The sequence below is a fragment of the Azovibrio sp. genome, assembly GCF_049658005.1.
GTDB lineage: Bacteria > Pseudomonadota > Gammaproteobacteria > Burkholderiales > Rhodocyclaceae > Azovibrio.
On record NZ_JBASOH010000075.1, the window covers coordinates 18,867 to 34,570 of the forward strand.

At 63.7% G+C, this 15,704-nt stretch carries 14 protein-coding genes; 3 read left to right on the forward strand and 11 right to left on the reverse strand.

The features are described from left to right. Positions 1-21 precede the first annotated feature (21 nt). From ptsP to WBH99_RS07765, 9 genes are all read right to left on the reverse strand, one after another. Positions 22-1,764, reverse strand: a complete 1,743-nt coding sequence (gene ptsP, locus WBH99_RS07725; RefSeq protein WP_424219510.1) for a phosphoenolpyruvate--protein phosphotransferase — start codon at positions 1,762-1,764, stop codon at positions 22-24. After that, the gene (locus WBH99_RS07730) at positions 1,761-2,030 is read right to left on the reverse strand and encodes an HPr family phosphocarrier protein (RefSeq protein ID WP_424219511.1); all 270 of its coding nucleotides are present in this window, start codon (positions 2,028-2,030) and stop codon (positions 1,761-1,763) included. Before WBH99_RS07730 ends, ptsP begins: the two co-directional genes overlap by 4 nt. Further along, complete coding sequence (locus WBH99_RS07735) at positions 2,030-2,422, reverse strand: PTS sugar transporter subunit IIA (RefSeq protein ID WP_424219512.1); 393 nt, start codon at positions 2,420-2,422, stop codon at positions 2,030-2,032. The genes WBH99_RS07730 and WBH99_RS07735 overlap by 1 nt, the downstream gene beginning before the upstream one ends. Positions 2,423-2,512: 90 nt before the next feature. Continuing rightward, entirely contained in the window at positions 2,513-3,559 is a 1,047-nt protein-coding gene (locus WBH99_RS07740; RefSeq protein WP_424219513.1) for an FAD:protein FMN transferase, read from the reverse strand. Then, positions 3,514-4,560: a glutathione synthase gene (gshB, locus tag WBH99_RS07745; RefSeq protein ID WP_424219514.1), complete on the reverse strand. Its 1,047-nt coding sequence runs from the start codon at positions 4,558-4,560 to the stop codon at positions 3,514-3,516. Before gshB ends, WBH99_RS07740 begins: the two co-directional genes overlap by 46 nt. A 3-nt stretch (positions 4,561-4,563) precedes the next feature. Next, complete coding sequence (gshA, locus tag WBH99_RS07750) at positions 4,564-5,847, reverse strand: glutamate--cysteine ligase (protein ID WP_424219515.1); 1,284 nt, start codon at positions 5,845-5,847, stop codon at positions 4,564-4,566. A gap of 86 nt (positions 5,848-5,933) precedes the next feature. Further along, positions 5,934-6,467, reverse strand: coding sequence for a DUF3592 domain-containing protein (locus WBH99_RS07755; RefSeq protein ID WP_424219516.1), 534 nt, complete (start codon positions 6,465-6,467; stop codon positions 5,934-5,936). Positions 6,468-6,480: 13 nt separating this feature from the next. Next, a complete protein-coding gene (locus WBH99_RS07760) occupies positions 6,481-8,118 on the reverse strand; it encodes a tetratricopeptide repeat protein (RefSeq protein WP_424219517.1) in 1,638 nt (545 codons plus the stop codon). A 97-nt stretch (positions 8,119-8,215) separates the two neighbouring features. After that, positions 8,216-8,905: a sensor histidine kinase gene (locus tag WBH99_RS07765; protein ID WP_424219518.1), complete on the reverse strand. Its 690-nt coding sequence runs from the start codon at positions 8,903-8,905 to the stop codon at positions 8,216-8,218. 186 nt (positions 8,906-9,091) lie between these two features. On the opposite strand from WBH99_RS07765, the gene WBH99_RS07770 reads away from it, so the two are divergent. Together WBH99_RS07770 and WBH99_RS07775 are read left to right on the forward strand one after the other, a co-directional pair. Next, the gene (locus tag WBH99_RS07770; RefSeq protein WP_424219519.1) at positions 9,092-10,714 is read left to right on the forward strand and encodes an ABC-F family ATPase; all 1,623 of its coding nucleotides are present in this window, start codon (positions 9,092-9,094) and stop codon (positions 10,712-10,714) included. Between the two features lie 32 nt (positions 10,715-10,746). Then, complete coding sequence (locus tag WBH99_RS07775) at positions 10,747-12,426, forward strand: methyl-accepting chemotaxis protein (RefSeq protein WP_424219520.1); 1,680 nt, start codon at positions 10,747-10,749, stop codon at positions 12,424-12,426. Positions 12,427-12,509: 83 nt separating this feature from the next. Here the strand turns inward: WBH99_RS07775 and WBH99_RS07780 are convergent, their stop codons facing one another. Beyond that, positions 12,510-13,811, reverse strand: a complete 1,302-nt coding sequence (locus WBH99_RS07780) for a serine/threonine-protein kinase (RefSeq protein ID WP_424219521.1) — start codon at positions 13,809-13,811, stop codon at positions 12,510-12,512. 36 nt (positions 13,812-13,847) lie between these two features. Continuing rightward, positions 13,848-14,723 carry a S1/P1 nuclease gene (locus WBH99_RS07785; RefSeq protein ID WP_424219522.1) on the reverse strand — a complete coding sequence of 292 codons (876 nt, stop codon included), beginning with the start codon at positions 14,721-14,723 and terminating at the stop codon, positions 13,848-13,850. 93 nt (positions 14,724-14,816) lie between these two features. Here WBH99_RS07785 and WBH99_RS07790 point away from each other — a divergent pair. Then, positions 14,817-15,704 (forward strand): transcription antitermination factor NusB (locus WBH99_RS07790; protein WP_424219523.1); only part of this gene is annotated, 888 nt, incomplete at its 3' end.

Sequence of the window (15,704 nt, forward strand, 5' to 3'; positions counted from 1 at the left end):
CCCAGTCAATCGGCCCGGTTCTCAGTTGGCGGCAGCCAGGGCATTTAGCCTTTCCACTGCCTCGCGGATTTTGCCGGTTTCTTCCAGACGCAGGATGCGCCGCACCAACGGCGCCAGTTCATTCACGTCAGCCTGCAGCACCCGGTTCTTGACCTCCAGGATCTGGGAGGGGTGCATGGAGAAAGTGCGCAATCCCATGCCCAGCAAGAGGCGGGTGAATTTCGGAGCCCCGGCCATCTCGCCGCAGACGGAAATGGGAACGCCCGCCTTTTCGGCGCTGCTGATGGTGTGGGCGACCAGCATCAGCACCGCCGGGTGCAGGGGATCATAGAGGCTGGCGACCTGTTCGTCGGTGCGGTCGATGGCCAGGGTGTACTGGATCAGGTCGTTGGTGCCGACGGAGAGGAAGTTCAGGCGGCGCAGGAACATGCTCACGGCCAGGGCCGCGCCGGGAATCTCGATCATGCCGCCCACCTCGATGTTCTCGTCGAACAGGATCTTCTCGCCCCTGAGACTGGACTTGGCCTGCTCCACCGCCGCCAGGGTGGCATCGATCTGGTGGGCGTGCGAGAGCATGGGAATCAACAGCTTCACCTTGCCGTAGCGGGAAGCGCGCAGGATGGCCCGCAGTTGCAGGTGGAACATGTTCGGCTCAGCCAGCGACAGGCGGATGGCGCGGCGACCCAGGGCCGGGTTGGTCTGGGTGCGCTGGTGGTCGATGGCCTTGTCGCCCCCGAGGTCGAAGGTGCGGATGGTGACCGGACGCCCTTCCATCCCCTTGACCACCTTTTTATAGGCCTCGAACTGCTCCTCTTCAGAAGGCATGTCGCCCCGGCCCAGGAACAGGAATTCGGTACGGAACAGGCCCACTCCATCGGCCCCGGACTCCAGCGCGTCCCTGGTGTCGGAGGGCAGTTCGATATTGGCCTGGAGGCTGACGGTGATGCCGTCCAGGGTTTCCGACGGAGCCGACTTGAGGCGTCTGAGCTTGGAACGCTCCAGCTCGATCTGCTCCTTCCTGAGCCGGTATTCCTCCAGCACCCGCTCATCGGGATTGGCGATCAGTACCCCCCGGATACCGTCCACAATCAACAGCTCGTCGTCCCGGATCATGGCCCGGGCGTTGCCAAGGCCGACGATGGCGGGAATGGCCATGCTGCGCGCCAGAATGGCGGTATGGGAAGTGGCGCCGCCGACATCGGTGACGAAGGCGGCGAAGCGGTGTTCCTTGAAGGCGATCACGTCGGCGGGGGACAGGTCATGGGCGACGATGATCAGGTTTTCCTCGGTCACCCCCTTGGTCTTCTTCATCACCGCCCGGGCCGGGTGGCCCAGCAGTTCCTTCACGACCCGCTCCACCACCTGCACCACGTCGAACTTGCGTTCCTTCAGGTAGGTATCTTCAAACTGCTCGAACTGGGCCGCCAGATGCTCCATCTGCTGCACCAGCGCCCACTCGGCATTGCAGCGCCGTTCGCGGATGATCTGCTTGGGCACTTCCACCAGCTCCGGGTCGGCCAGAAACATCGCATGCAGGTCGATGAAGGCCGCCAGTTCCGCCGGGGCATGCTCGGCACTCTCCTTCATGCTGGCCAGTTCGGCCCGCACCGCCTCCAGGGCCTGCTCGAAGCGGGCGATTTCCTTGTCCACCAGGCGCGGGGCGATGGTCAGGTGGGCCACCTCCAGGGTGGCATGCGACATGAGCAGGGCCCGGCCAATGGCGATGCCGCCGGATACGCCCAGGCCATGCAGGGTAAAGCTCACTCGCCTTCTCCAAAGTAATCCGCAATCAGGGCCAGCAGGGCCTCCATGGCCTCGGCCTCATCGCTGCCATCGGTCTCGATGGTCACGGTGCTGCCCTTGGCCGCCGCCAGCATCATGACGCCCATGATGCTTTTGGCATTGATGCGGCGGCCATTCTTCTCCATCCAGACCTCGGAGGCAAACCGGCCCGCGGTCTGGGTGAGCTTGGCGGAAGCCCGGGCATGCAGGCCGAGCTTGTTGATGATTTTTGCTTCCCTCTGCAACATCAGATGTCCTTCAACATGTTCAATACGCCGTCCCGGGCACCGCTGACCGCCTTGGCCACCAGGGTTTCCATCCCCTTCTCCCGATAGGTCAGGGCCCGCAGCAACATCGGCAGACTCACGCCTGCCACGCCTTCGACCCGCCCTGGTTCGAGCAGCTTGATGGCCACGTTGGCCGGGGTGGCGCCGTAAATATCGGTCAGCACCAGCACCCCCTTGCCGCTATCCACCTGCGCCAGCATCTGGCGGGCCAGGGGCAGGATGTCGAGCGGATCATCCTGGGCCGCCACACCTAGTTGCAGCAGTTGCGGAGGGCGCTTGTTGAGGACGTGGCAGACATTCTGAAGCAGGGCTTCACCCATGGTGCCATGGGTCACGAGCAGGAGGCCGATCATGAAAGCACGCCGATCTGAAGAGGGGGCCTATTCTAACGAAACTAGCACTAAAGTCAGATTTTTCACGCTTACTTCACGCTTACTTCACGCTTATGGCACCTCCTCCAGGGCCGGGGGTTTGCCCAGGAACGTGAGCCTGGCCCTGAGCGCCCGGCTGACCTGGATGCGGCCATCCGTATCCACCCGCAACACCTGATTCACCCCTACCTGCCGGGCGGCTTCCTGCCAATGTCCGGGACCGGCGATGAAGATGGGCTTGCTGAGGGCATCCGAAAGGGTGCCGGCCTTGGGGCCGGGCGGCAGCAGCACCGTCACCGCCTGGGTATGCTCCGCCGGAGCGCCACTGGCCGGGTCGAGCAGATGACTATAGCGCCGCCCGTCGAGTTCGAAATAGCGCTGGTAGTCGCCGGAGGTGCCAATGGCCTCGCCATCCCGCAATTCGAGCGTGGCCAGGGGGCCGGGCTGGCGCGGATGCTGGATGCCCACCTTCCAGGGCTTGCCGTACTTGTTCCCCAGGGCCATGACATTGCCGCCGATATTGATCAGGGCGTCGTGGATGCCTTGCTGACGCAGCCGCGCCGCCGCCAGATCCAGCGCCACCCCCTTCAGGTAGCCGCCAAAATCCAGGGCCACGAGGGGGTTGCTGCTGCTGAGGCGATCGCCCTCGATACGCAGCTGGGCGATGGAAGCCGGCTTGCTGCGCCAGGCCGCCAGGGCGGCCGGGTCCGGCAACCGGGGTTTGAATTCATCCGAATGAAAGCCCCAGAGCTTGACCAGGTGACCGATCCCCGGGTCGAAGCGATAGCCTCCTTGTCTGGCCAGCGCCTGCGCTTCGCGGATGAAGGCCCGCATCTCCGGCCCCACCCGGATCGAGCGCCCCGCCGCCAGGGCCTCATTCACCGCGCTCAGTTCGGAAGGCTGCCAGGCATGGTAAGTCCGGTGCAAGCGGTCAAACTCCTGCAGCACCCCTGCCGCCGCCGCCCGGGCCTGGGCCTCGGGGACACCGGCCACGAGAATCTCCACCCGGGTGCCAAAGACAAAGGATTCCTGCTGTACCAGGGCTGGCGTCCGGTCACACCCCGCCAGAGCGCTCAGGAGGCCGAGGAGGAAGAGGCAGCTGCGGTAGCGCTTGAACACAGGTGCTCCAGAGCGGTGATGCAGGCCCCGGCTGCATCAAAGCCGGTCTGCTGACGGATTTCCACCATGCAGGTGGGGCTGGTGACATTGATTTCCGTGAGATGCTCGCCGATCACATCCAGGCCAACGATCAGGAGACCGCGCTGCCACAGGATGGGGCCCAGGTGTTCGGCGATCTGCCGATCCCGCGGAGAAAGCTCGCGCGCCACACCGGTGCCACCGGCCGCCAGATTGCCCCGGTTTTCCCCGGCCTTGGGAATGCGGGCCAGACACCAGGGCACCGGCTTGCCTGCGATCAGCAGGATGCGCTTGTCGCCCTGGGAAATCTCCTGCAGGTACTGCTGCACCATGATGGTGCGCTGGCCCAGGTGGGTCAGGGTTTCCAGGATGGAATTACGGTTCGAGTCGTTGCGGTGAATGCGGAAAATCTGGCTGCCCCCCATGCCGTCCAGGGGCTTCACCACCACATCCCGCTGCGCCTCGATGAACTGCTGGATCAGGTTCAGATCCCGGCTCACCAGGGTGGGCACGGTATAGCGGTCGAATTCGGCGATGGCGAGCTTTTCCGAATGGTCGCGCAGGGCCCGGGGCTTGTTGTAGACCCGTGCCCCTTCGGCCTCGGCCCGTTCCAGCAGCCAGGTCGCCGTGATGTATTCGCTGTCGAAGGGCGGGTCCTTGCGCATCAGCACCGCATCGAAGGCCTTGAGAGGCAGGGTTTCGCAGCCCGTCTCCCGGTACCAGTCATGGTCGTCGGGACGGGTATGCAGATGATAGGCCAGGCAGAACACCCCCGGCTGGCCCGGCTCCGGACGCCGCCAGCACAGGCTCCCCACCTCGCAGGCATGGACTTCGTGACCGTGCTTTTCCGCCGCCCGCATCATGGCCACGGTGGAATCCTTGTAGGCCTTGAGCCCCTCCAGGGGGTCCACCACGAACAGCAGCTTGAGGGCCTTGCCATTGTCCCCGAAAACATCCGGTGCAAAACGCAGTTGCTGGGCCACGACTCAGTCCTCCGCCGGAGCGGTCTGCTCCAGTTCCAGCGCCGCCGCCAGACAGGCCAGGCGCCCTACCACGCCATAGGCGTAGAAACGGTTGGGCGGCGCATCCGGGTTCTCGCCCCGATCCGGCAGATTGCAGCCGGTTTCAAAGGCCAGCGGCTCGAATTCCATGCCCGGCGCATTGAGGTTCTCATCCTTGCCCCGGGCCGTGTGCACCCGGTAGAAGCCGCCCACCACATAGTGGTCGATCATGTAGATCACCGGCTCGGCCACCGCATCGCGCACCGTCTCGAAGGTATGCACCCCTTCCTGGATGATGACCTCGGACACGGTCCGGCCTTCCTTGATGACGCTCATCTTGTTGCGCTGGCGCCGGTTGAGGCCCTTCACCTCGCTGGCGTCGCGCACGGTCATCACCCCCATGCCGTAGGTGCCCGCATCGGCCTTCACCACCACATAAGGGGTGTCGCCGATGCCGTACTCCTGGTACTTGGCGCGGATTTTCTGCAACAAGCGATCAACCTGCTCCGCCAGTTCATCCTCGCCCTGGCGCTCGTGAAAATCCAGGTTGCGGCAGGCGGTGAAATAGGGATTGATGCGCCAGGGATCAATGCCGATCAGATTGGCAAACTCGTCGGCCACCTGGTCGTAGGCAGCGAAATGCAGGGTCTTGCGGCGGGTCGCCCAGCCGCCGTGCAGGGGCGGCAGCACGACCTGATCCGTCAAACCCTGCAGAATCGGCGGCACCCCGGCCGACAGATCGTTATTGAGCAAGATGGCGCAGGGATGAAAATCGTCCAGCCCCAGACGGTTGCCCTGGCGCACCAGGGGTTCCAGCAGCAGGGACTGGCCGTAGGGCAACTCGATCCGGGTCGGGGCGGTGACCTCCGGCAGCAGGCTGCCGATGCGCACCTCCAGGCCGGTCCGGGTCAGGATGGTGGCCAGTTGGGCCAGGTTCTGCAGGTAGAAGGTGTTGCGGGTGTGATTCTCGGGAATCAACAACAGCTTGCAGGCCGCCGGACAGAACCTCTCCACCGCGCTCATGGCGGCCTGGACACACAACGGCAAAAAGGCGGGATTGAGGTTGTTGAAGCCCCCGGGGAACAGGTTGGTATCCACCGGCGCCAGCTTGAACCCGGCGTTACGCAGATCGCAGGACGAATAAAAGGGGGGCGTATGTTCCTGCCACTGGCTGCGCAACCATTGTTCGATCGGCGCGCTCTGCTCCAGAAAACGGCGCTCCAGTTCCAGCAAGGGGCCCGTCAGGGCAGTGGTGAGATGAGGAACCATGGTCTTTGCAGTGAAAAATCCAGTCAGTGCATCAAATACGGCAATCGCCGGGTCAAGCCCGGCGCAGCCCGGAAGGAGGGGCTATTTTACACGTCCGGCTTTTTTACACGCCCGGCTTTTCGCAGGGACGCGGTTTGCCAGGCACTCCACCCCGCCACTGCCGCAGCCCAGAGCAGCAGCGCCCCCAGCAGGACCGCCCCCAGGGCCGGCAAGCCCAGGGCCACGATGTTCCAGTGAATATCCCGATTCAGGAGCGACTCCCCCGGTGCTGCCGGGTTGTACCAGGCCTGCACCCGGCGCCGGTAGATCAGGTCGACATAGGCGGCCTGTTGTGCGTCATGATCATCGACCCAGGTATGCAGACCGTAGCGCCGGCTTTCATAGCGCCGGCCCTGAACCTGATAGCGGTAGATGACCTGCAGCTGCCAGCCACGCAGGCCCGCCCCGGGGGAAGGGCCCCGATCCACCGCTTCGACCCGGGCCGTAACCGGCTGCCAGTTCCGGCTGCGCCAGGCATCTGCCAACGGTTGCAGCGCCAGAAACCAGGTGGACAGCCCGCCTCCGGCAACAAACAGCAGGGCCACCAGCACCAGGCCGGTGCGCTGGACAGCGATCCGCAAGCCAGCCCTCACCTCAAACCTTGCCAAAGGCTTCCAGTTTGCTCATCAACACGGCAAAACGGGATTCGCCCGGGGCCAGCTGATTGGCCGTCAGCAGATGGGTACGCACCTCCTGCAGCAAGGCTGCGTCGGCCCCGTTTTTCTCCATGTGGGCCAACATCACATGCGCGGAATTGAATAACAACCGCACATTACGCGGCATGCGCAGCAAGGCCTCGCGCATCTTGGTGACCGCTTCCACATAGTGCCCATCACGGGCAAGCAGGGTACCGGCGTTCATCATCTCCATCGCCTCCTGGCGGCTGCGCTCCACCAGCTCGTCCCCCTCATCCGCCAGCCCGGTCTTGCGGAAAACCTCCCGGACCAAAGCCAGGGCAGCCGCATCTTCGGGATTGTTCATCACCTCTGCCTGCAGCAGGGCCAGGCCCTTTTCCTGCTCGCCGGTGGACAGCAACAACTCGGCAACCTCGCGCGTCACCGTTGAATCCAGCCCGGCATCACCTTGCTCGATCAACCCCACCAGTTCGCGGGCCACGGCCCTGGCTTTTTCCGGCTGGCCATTTTGCTGATACACCAGTCCCTGTACCGATTTGGCCTTGAGGCGCACCGCCTCGCTGTCGAAGGTTTTGCCCATCTGCTCCAGCAGTTGCAGGGCTTCCCCGGGGTTGGCCTTGCTGCTGACCGTCTTTGCCAGACCCAGATAAGCATCGGGTGTCTTGCGCGCCGAATGCTCGGAGAGGCTCAGTGTCTTGCGAAAAGCCGACTCGGCCCGGTCCAGCTTGCCTGTTCTGAGGGCCAGCTCCCCCATGGTCCGCTGCCGGACGTGTGAATTGGGGGACAGGGACAAGGCCCGCTCCAGGATGCTCTCGGCCCGGTCCATCTCGCCCAGGGCCACATACACCTGGGCCAGCACATCATAGGCTTCGAGATAGGTACGCTGATGGTCAACCAGGGTCTCCAGCAGGCTGCGTGCCTCTTCCAGCGCGCCCGCCATCACGCAGGTTTTGGCCAGCCCCAGCTGGGCCCAGGGCACCTCGCGCACGGACAGCGCCTTCTCGTAACTGGCGCGGGCTTTGTCAGTCTGGCCGGATTGCATGAGCAACTCGCACTTCACCCGCAGCAGTTCGATGGCATTGGCCTTGTCGCTCGCCGCCCGCTCGTCGCACAGGCGCACCGCCTTCTGATAATCCCTGGCCGCAATGGCCTGGTCGATTTCGACGAAAGCCTCCTTGCGCGCCAGAATCTTCTGAATACGGCCGGACAAAATGGACTCGGTCACCGGCTTGACCAGATAGGCATCCGGCTGCACCTCTGCCGCACTCATGAAAACATCGTTGGTCTTTTCCGCCGTCACCATGATCCAGCAGCAACCCGGACCGATCAGCTGGCGGAAGCGGGCCTCTTCCAGGATCTGCATGCCATTCTGGCCGGGCCCGAGATTGAAGTCGCACAACACGACGTCATAGCGGTTGCGGCGCAACAAGGCAACCGCCTCACTACCCGTGGCAGCAGAATCAATGGAACGCGGGTTGGCGCCACAATTGCGCAACACCGTCGCCAGCATGCTGCGCATCCCCTGAAAATCATCCACGATCAGGAACTTGCTGGCCGCAAAGAAATCACTGCCGCCATCTCGCATTTCAATATTCATGTTTCACTCATCAAAATCCACACACACACCTGCATCCCGCGCCCGGCCCTCAAGGCATCAAAACCTCAAAGCATCAAAACCTCAAGGCATCAAAACCTCAAGGCAGGCGCAGGATAAAACAACCGCCCCCCAGCCGTCCGCCATTTTCGAGACGGATGCTGCCTTCTTCCTTGTGACTGCGGTGCATCCTGGCCGCCACCGCCGCAAAATAAAGTCCCAGACCCGTGCTGCCGGTACTGAAATCGACGCCGCGCATGGCCGCCACTCCCTCATCGAGCATGCGCTGAGGAAAGCCATCGCCATCATCTTCCACACGAAACTCCAGCGCCCCCTCCGCCGGCTGGATACTCAGGGCAATGCGGCTATGGGTGTAATTGGCGGCATTATTCATGGCATGCACCAAAATGCCATCGACCAGATCCCCATCGAATTCCCAGTAAACCTCCTCGGGCACATCGACTTCCAGGCCAAGGTTGCGCGTTTTGAACAGGGCCAGGAGGCGGGATGTCACCGTTTCGGCGAACTGCTTCATCTCGTAGGTTTCCAGACGGAAGGGATACAGGTCGTTCCCCAGCTTGTAGAGCGTCAGCAGATGGATCAAATTGCCATTGATGCGCTGTGTTTCATAGAGCATCTGCGCCATTTCCTGGTAGATTCCCGAGTGCTCCGGCCCCGCCTGGGCCAGCATGGACTGCAGATTGGCAAGCAATACGCTGATCGAATTCTTCATGTCATGGACAGAAGAAGCGAGGAACAAGGTGGCGTCAGGGCGAGGCAAAGGCAACATGAGAATTCCCGTCAAGAAACCGGGCTATTGTAAGGATTTCCGTTACAAACACATGCCTCTCGTTGCCGCATGACCTCACTCCTGCCGCCGCACACGCCCCGCGGCCCGACTGAACCCTCTGTCTTGCGCTTGACACTGCCGGGTAAAATGGCCGGCTCATTCTTTTGAAGTTTCCTGGAGTCACCCGTGTTAGTCGCCGCCAACATCACCATGCAGTTCGGGGCCAAACCCCTCTTTGAGAACGTCAACGTCAAATTCGGCGAGGGCTATCATTACGGCCTGATCGGCGCCAACGGTGCCGGCAAGTCCACCTTCATGAAAATTCTCTGCGGCCTTCTCGAACCCTCCGGCGGCAATGTTTCCAAGGACCCTCACGAGCGCATGGCCTACCTGAAGCAGGACCAGTTCGCCTACGAGGAGATGCGGGTGCTCGACGTGGTGCTGATGGGCCATGAAGAAATGTGGGCCTGCATGAGCGAACGGGACGCCATCTATGCCAATCCGCAAGCCAGTGAAGACGACTACATGCACGCCGCCGAACTGGAAGGAAAATTCGCCGAGTACGACGGCTATACCGCCGAATCCCGGGCCGGCGAACTGCTGCTGGGCGCCGGCATCCGCACCGAACTGCACAATGGCCCGATGCGCGAAGTGGCGCCGGGCTGGAAGCTCCGGGTGCTGCTGTGCCAGGCCCTGTTCGCCAATCCGGACATCCTGCTGCTGGACGAACCCACCAACAACCTGGACATCAACACCATCCGCTGGCTGGAAGACATCCTCAACGGCCGGGAATCCACCATGATCATCATTTCCCACGACCGGCACTTCCTCAACCAGGTCTGTACCCACATGGCCGATCTGGACTACGGCAAGCTCACCCTTTACCCCGGCACCTACGACGACTTCATGGAAGCCTCGACCCAGGCCCGGGAACGCCAGCAGGCCGCCAACAGCCGCGCCAAGGACAAGATCAGCGAACTACAGAACTTCGTGCGCCGCTTTTCCGCCAACAAGTCCAAGGCCAGGCAGGCCACCAGCCGCCTGAAGCTGATCGACAAGCTCAAACCCGAGGACATCAAGCCGTCTTCCCGCCAGTACCCCTGGATCCGCTTCGAGTTCGACGAGAAGGAAAAGCTACACCGGGGTGCGGTGGAGGTGGAAAACCTGGCCTTCCAGTACGAAGGAGGGGACAAGACCTTCTTCAAGAAGGCCAGCTTCACCATCAGCGCCGGCGACAAGATCGCCGTGATCGGCGAGAACGGGGTCGGCAAGACCACCCTCCTGAAGCTCCTGATGGGCGAGCTGCAGCCCACCCGAGGCCACATCAAGTGGACCGAAAAGGCCAGGCCCGGCTACTACGCCCAGGATCACTCCGCCGATTTCGCCGAACCCGTGTCCCTGACCGACTGGATAGCGGGCTACGCCCGGGCCAGCCTCGCGGACGGCGGCGACCTGGAAACCCTGATCCGCGGCACCCTGGGCCGCCTGCTCTTTTCCGGCGATGAGCAGAAGAAGACCGTGAATGTGATTTCCGGGGGCGAGCAGGGCCGCATGCTGTTCGGCAAACTGATGCTGCAAAAGCCCAATGTGCTGGTGATGGACGAGCCCACCAACCACCTCGACATGGAATCCATCGAATCCCTGAACACCGCCCTGGACCTGTTCAAGGGCACCCTGGTATTCGTCTCCCACGACCGGGAATTCGTCTCCAGTCTTGCCAATCGTATCTTTGACATTAAGATGGACGGCAGTCTGGTGGATTACCAAGGTAGTTATGAAGACTACCTTTCCAGCCAGGGTATCGAATAAAACCCCAATCTCCCCAACGCCAAGGAGTCAGCATGAGTATCAAGGCAAGGCTTTTGACATTGTTCGCCGTCGGCATCCTCTCCCTGCTTCTGGTGGGCGGCGCCGGCACCATCGGCATGCGCACTTCCGGGGCGGCCCTCGACGAAGCCGTGCAGGTTCGCCTGCCGGCGCTGGAATACCTGCTGATTGCCAAGGAGGCCCAGACCGATGTGGTGCGCGCCGGCCTGCTGACCGGCATCTGGGAAAACGACTACTCTTCCAAGGCGCGCGAAGAATTCTCCAGCACCGCCGAGCACTATGATGCGGCCTGGAAACGGGCCGAGGACGCCCTGGAGAACTACCGCAAGATTCCTTTGCTCGGCGATGAAGTCAATACCTTGAAGCCGATGCAGGACGCCTTCGAGAAGGAATGGGCCGAGTGGAAGAAACTGAACCAGGAAATCGGCAGCGTCATGAAACAGCTGGCAGCCCTGGCCCCCAGTGATGAAGCCGGCCAGAAAGCATTGTTTCCCCGTTTCTACGCAGCCTATTTCGCCCAGCGCGACGGCTTTCGCGCGACCGTGGCGAAGCTGGAGGAGCTGGTCGCCTACGAAAAGGCCCAGGCCAAGGCGTCCAGCGCCGCGGCCGTACAGACCTCGAACACCATGACCCTGGTGCAGCAGGGCACCTTCATTGCCGGCCTGGCGGCCTTGATCCTGGTGGGCATCCCGGTCTTCCGGGCCATCATGAGGCCCCTCGAACTCACCCGCCGCACCATGGACGACATCACCGAGCACCGCGACCTTACCCGCCGGGTGCCGGTCAAGAGCGATGATGAAATCGGCCGGATGGTGCGGGGCTTCAACCGCCTCGTCGATCAGTTGCAATCCTCGATGCAGGACATTCAATCCCGTATGCAGGGTGCGCGCAGTGCCGTGGAATCCTTATCCACCGCCGCCCAGCAGGTGGCCACCAGTTCTTCCAACCAGAGCGGCTCGACCTCCGCCATGGCGGCTTCGATTGAAGAGATGACGGTGAGCATCAGCACCATTTCCAGCAGCGCCGGGGATGCCCAGGCCATGGCCCACCAGGCCGGCGAAATTTCCGATCAGGGCGGCCAGATCATCGAACGCACCGCCGCCGAGATGGGGACCATCGCCCAGACCGTGACCCAGGCCTCCCAGGTGATCCAGACCCTGGGCAGCGAATCCCAGCAGATTTCCAGCATCGTCCAGGTCATCAAGGAAGTGGCCGACCAGACCAATCTGCTCGCCCTCAATGCCGCCATCGAAGCGGCCCGGGCCGGGGAGCACGGCCGCGGCTTTGCGGTGGTGGCCGATGGGGTGCGCAAGCTGGCCGAGCGCACCGCCCAATCCACCGGCGAAATCAGCGCCATGATCAACAAGATGCAGGTTTCCTCCGGTGAGGCCGTGGCCGAGATGGATCGGGTGGTGCAGCAGGTCAAATCCGGCCAGGCCCTGGCCCAGGATGCGGGTGAGCGGATTCAGTCGATCCGCGAGGAAACCGGCCGGGTTTCCCAAGCGATCACCGAGATTTCCAACGCCCTCAAGGAACAGAGCGAGGCCAGCCAGGACATTGCCCGCCATGTGGAGAGCATTGCCCAGATGACCGACGAGAACAACGCCGCCGCCGAAGAAACAGCCGCCGGCGTGCAGCGCCTCGAACAGATGACGAAGGAAGTGAACCAGATCGTGACCCAGTTCAAGGTATAAGCGAACCGGCCGTGCGGCGGCCGGTCAAGGCCGGGCGTGGTGTGCGGGCTCCGCGGGCGCAAGCCTGCGGGGCCCGCGTTTTTTCAGGTGCCGCCCTGCTCCTGCAAGCGGCGGTAGAGTAGCTGGTACTGCTCGTCCGCCTGCTTCAGGCGCTCGGCGGCGAGGCGGAAGAAGATTTTCAGCATGCCCGAGCGCAGTTCCGGCGAGGCCCGATGGAGGCGGCTGTAAGCCCACTTGCCATAGACCACCGGGGTCATGGCGGTGACGGTGGCGGCCCGGGGGCTGGGAATGGCCTCGGCAAAGGCCAGTTCGCCGAACAAGGTGCCGGCACACAACAGGTTGATGAGCTTGCCGCGCTGGGTGACCCGGGTATCCCCTTCTAGCAGCAGATAACAGGAGTAGGCGGCGGCGCCTTCTTGCACCAGCAGGGTGCCGGCCGGCGCCCGGCGCCATTGCGCAAACCGCAACAATTCCCAGAGCAGGGGATCGCTCAGTTCCTGCAGCAGGGGCAGGCGGCGCAGCCGGTCGAACAGTTCCGGCTGGCCCGGCGGGTCCACGGTGCTGCCGGCGCTACCCGGCATCAGCGCGGTCAAGGCGGCCAGCACCAGCGGCCAGGACTCGAAACGCTGTTCCAGGCTGACCGCCAGCATTTCCTCCACCAAGGCATCCAGCCCCGGCGACAGGTCGGGACGCAGATCCTTCAGCCTGGGCCGGTCGCCGTCGAGAATCTTGTACATCAGCGCGGCCGGGGAGTCGGCGACAAAGGGCAACTGCCCGGTCAGCAACTGGAACAGCACCACCCCCAGGGCATAGATGTCGGCCTGGGGGGTGACCCAGTGGCGAAACAGTTCCGGCGCCATGTAGGAGAGGGAACCAATATCCATGACCTGCGTGGAATCACCCCGGCCCCAGTAGGCTGCGCCAAAGTCCCCCACTTTCACTTCCCCGGGCCCTGCATACTGGAGGTTGGCAGGTTTGATGTCGCGGTGCACGATGCCGGCCCGGCAGGCGTAATCGAGGGCGCTGGCACATTTGTAGGCAATTTCCAGCACCTCCCCCACCGGTTTTAGCTGTCCGGGCCGGGTAAACGGTTCGAGCGTACCGCCCGGCAGGTATTCCATGACCAGGTAGGCCATGTCCTCCCCCATGCCCGCGTCGTACACCTGAACGATGTAAGGGTGCTGCAAACTGCCCGCCAGACGCACCTCGTTCAGCCAGGATTTGCGGATGGCCTTCTGTTCCGGATCTTGGTTGAAGATCTGGGAATGGGCGATTTTGAGGGCCACCTGCCGGTCGGCAAAAAGGTCCTGGGCCAGGTACACGGTGCCGGAGGTGCCCCGGCCCAGTTCCCGGAGGATTTCGTAGCGTTGCTGGAAAATGTTCATGGGATCAGGGCCCGGACGATGCGGTCAGCCGGCATCTTACCGGCTCCCCGCTGCACGAGGAACCGGGCCGAGCAACTGATCGAGCCAGCGCCCCAGGCGCCGCCCCGCCGCCGCCAGCCGGGCATCGGCAATCGCCTGGGCACGCCGGTGGAATTCCGGCGTCACCAGGGGCAGGAGCGTACCCGGGGTATCGGGATAAACCTGGCGGGCCAGCCATTCCCGGCTTTCCTCCAGCCAGAGCGCCACATCGCCCTGGGGAGCGCGCTCCAGGGCAGCCAGACGGCGCAGCGGCTCGTCCAGATACTTGCCGCGCAGCCAAGGCGGCCCCGGCAGATCATCCCAATACGCATGCAGGGACATGAAGGGCTTTTTCGGGTTGAAGGGGTTTTCGATCTCGAAATCATTGCCGCCCCGGTCACCCCGCCCCCCGGTGTGCAGCGGCTGATGAAGGTCGGCGACGAGATGCAGCAGCCAGGGCAGGGCATGGACCTGCCCTGCCCTGCCACTCGCCAGTTCCCGGGCCAGCCATTCCAGCCGGGTGTCGATCTCTCCCTCGCTCCGGACACCGGGCTCATCCCGGTAGTGCCAGTGAGTCTGGCGCAGCATGTTGGGAAAACCGGGCAGCAGCGGCGTGGGCGGCTCGTCCGCATCATGAAAGCGCGGGTCGCTGCGGATCTCGTCGGGCCAGGTGGAAGCCTCCTGGAACACCCCATAGGCCGGATCATGCGGCTCCTGCTGCCGCTTCAACCATCTGGCATGGTCAGGATGCTGGCGCAACAAGGCGCTGACCCGCTCCCGGGTTTGAGGCTGCATCTCCTGCCAGGCCAGGGCCGCCACCAGACGATGCCCGGCGGCATTCCAGGCCTCGGCGGGCAGGGGCAACAGCAGCAACAAAACAAGGAGAAGAGGCATGGCCCGATTATCCCTGTTTTGCCGCGCCCCCCGCCATGCCGGTCACGGCCCCATGCTAGACTTGCGGCCCCGACCGACCCTTGGCCCGTGTTCATGCCTCCTGCCCTGCCCCCGGATTCCCTCGCCCTCGCCCTCTGGTATGCCGCTCCCATCGTGGCCCAGGTCATGGCAGGCCAGAGCCTGGCGGATGGCACTCTGGAACAGGTCCCCGGCGACATCCGTCCGTCGGTACAGGACATCGTCTATGGCACCTTGCGCCGCCACGGCGAAGGCGACGCCCTGCTCGCCCCGCTGCTGCAGAACCCGCCCTACCCCATCATCCGCGCCTTGCTGTTCTGTGCCCTGCACCGCCTCGCCACCTGGACCGACGCCCCGCACACGGTGGTCAATCAGGCGGTGGAAGCGGCCGGCCAGCTCGCAGAGGGACGTTACAAGGGTCTGGTCAACGGGGTGCTGCGCAATTACCTGCGCCAGCAGGAGAGCCTGAAAGAAGCCCTGGCCGACCACCCGGCGGCCCGCCTCTGGCACCCGGCCTGGTGGCTGGAAAAATTGCAGGCCAGCTACCCAAAGCAGTGGGAAAGCATCGTCAGCGCCGACAACACCCCGCCGCCCATGAGCCTGCGGGTCAATCTGCGCAAATGCCGCCAGGCCGACTACCTGGCCCGGCTCGAAGCCGGCGGGATCGCGGCCCAGGCCCGGGGCGAGGCCGGCATCCGCCTGCAACGGCCCGTGCCCGTATCGCAGTTGCCCGGCTTTGCCGACGGACTGGCCTCGGTTCAGGACCTGGGCGCCCAGCGCGCCGCCGAACTGCTCGACCCGGCCCCGGGCAGCCGGGTGCTCGATGCCTGTGCCGCCCCCGGTGGCAAGACCGCCCACCTGCTCGAACGCGCCGACCTGGAGCTGACGGCCCTGGACATCGACCCGGACCGCTGCCGCCAGATCGAAAGCAACCTGGCCCGCCTGGGCCTCGCCGCCCGGGTG

Excerpts from the sequence above, each read along its gene's own strand:
- gshA (WP_424219515.1), bottom strand. The coding sequence starts at position 5,847 with ATGGTTCCTCATCTCACCACTGCCCTGACGGGCCCCTTGCTGGAACTG.
- WBH99_RS07760 (WP_424219517.1), bottom strand. The coding sequence starts at position 8,118 with ATGAATATTGAAATGCGAGATGGCGGCAGTGATTTCTTTGCGGCCAGC.
- WBH99_RS07780 (WP_424219521.1), bottom strand. The coding sequence starts at position 13,811 with ATGAACATTTTCCAGCAACGCTACGAAATCCTCCGGGAACTGGGCCGG.
- WBH99_RS07730 (WP_424219511.1), bottom strand. The coding sequence starts at position 2,030 with ATGTTGCAGAGGGAAGCAAAAATCATCAACAAGCTCGGCCTGCATGCC.
- WBH99_RS07765 (WP_424219518.1), bottom strand. The coding sequence starts at position 8,905 with ATGTTGCCTTTGCCTCGCCCTGACGCCACCTTGTTCCTCGCTTCTTCT.
- WBH99_RS07775 (WP_424219520.1), top strand. The coding sequence starts at position 10,747 with ATGAGTATCAAGGCAAGGCTTTTGACATTGTTCGCCGTCGGCATCCTC.
- WBH99_RS07785 (WP_424219522.1), bottom strand. The coding sequence starts at position 14,723 with ATGCCTCTTCTCCTTGTTTTGTTGCTGCTGTTGCCCCTGCCCGCCGAG.
- WBH99_RS07735 (WP_424219512.1), bottom strand. The coding sequence starts at position 2,422 with ATGATCGGCCTCCTGCTCGTGACCCATGGCACCATGGGTGAAGCCCTG.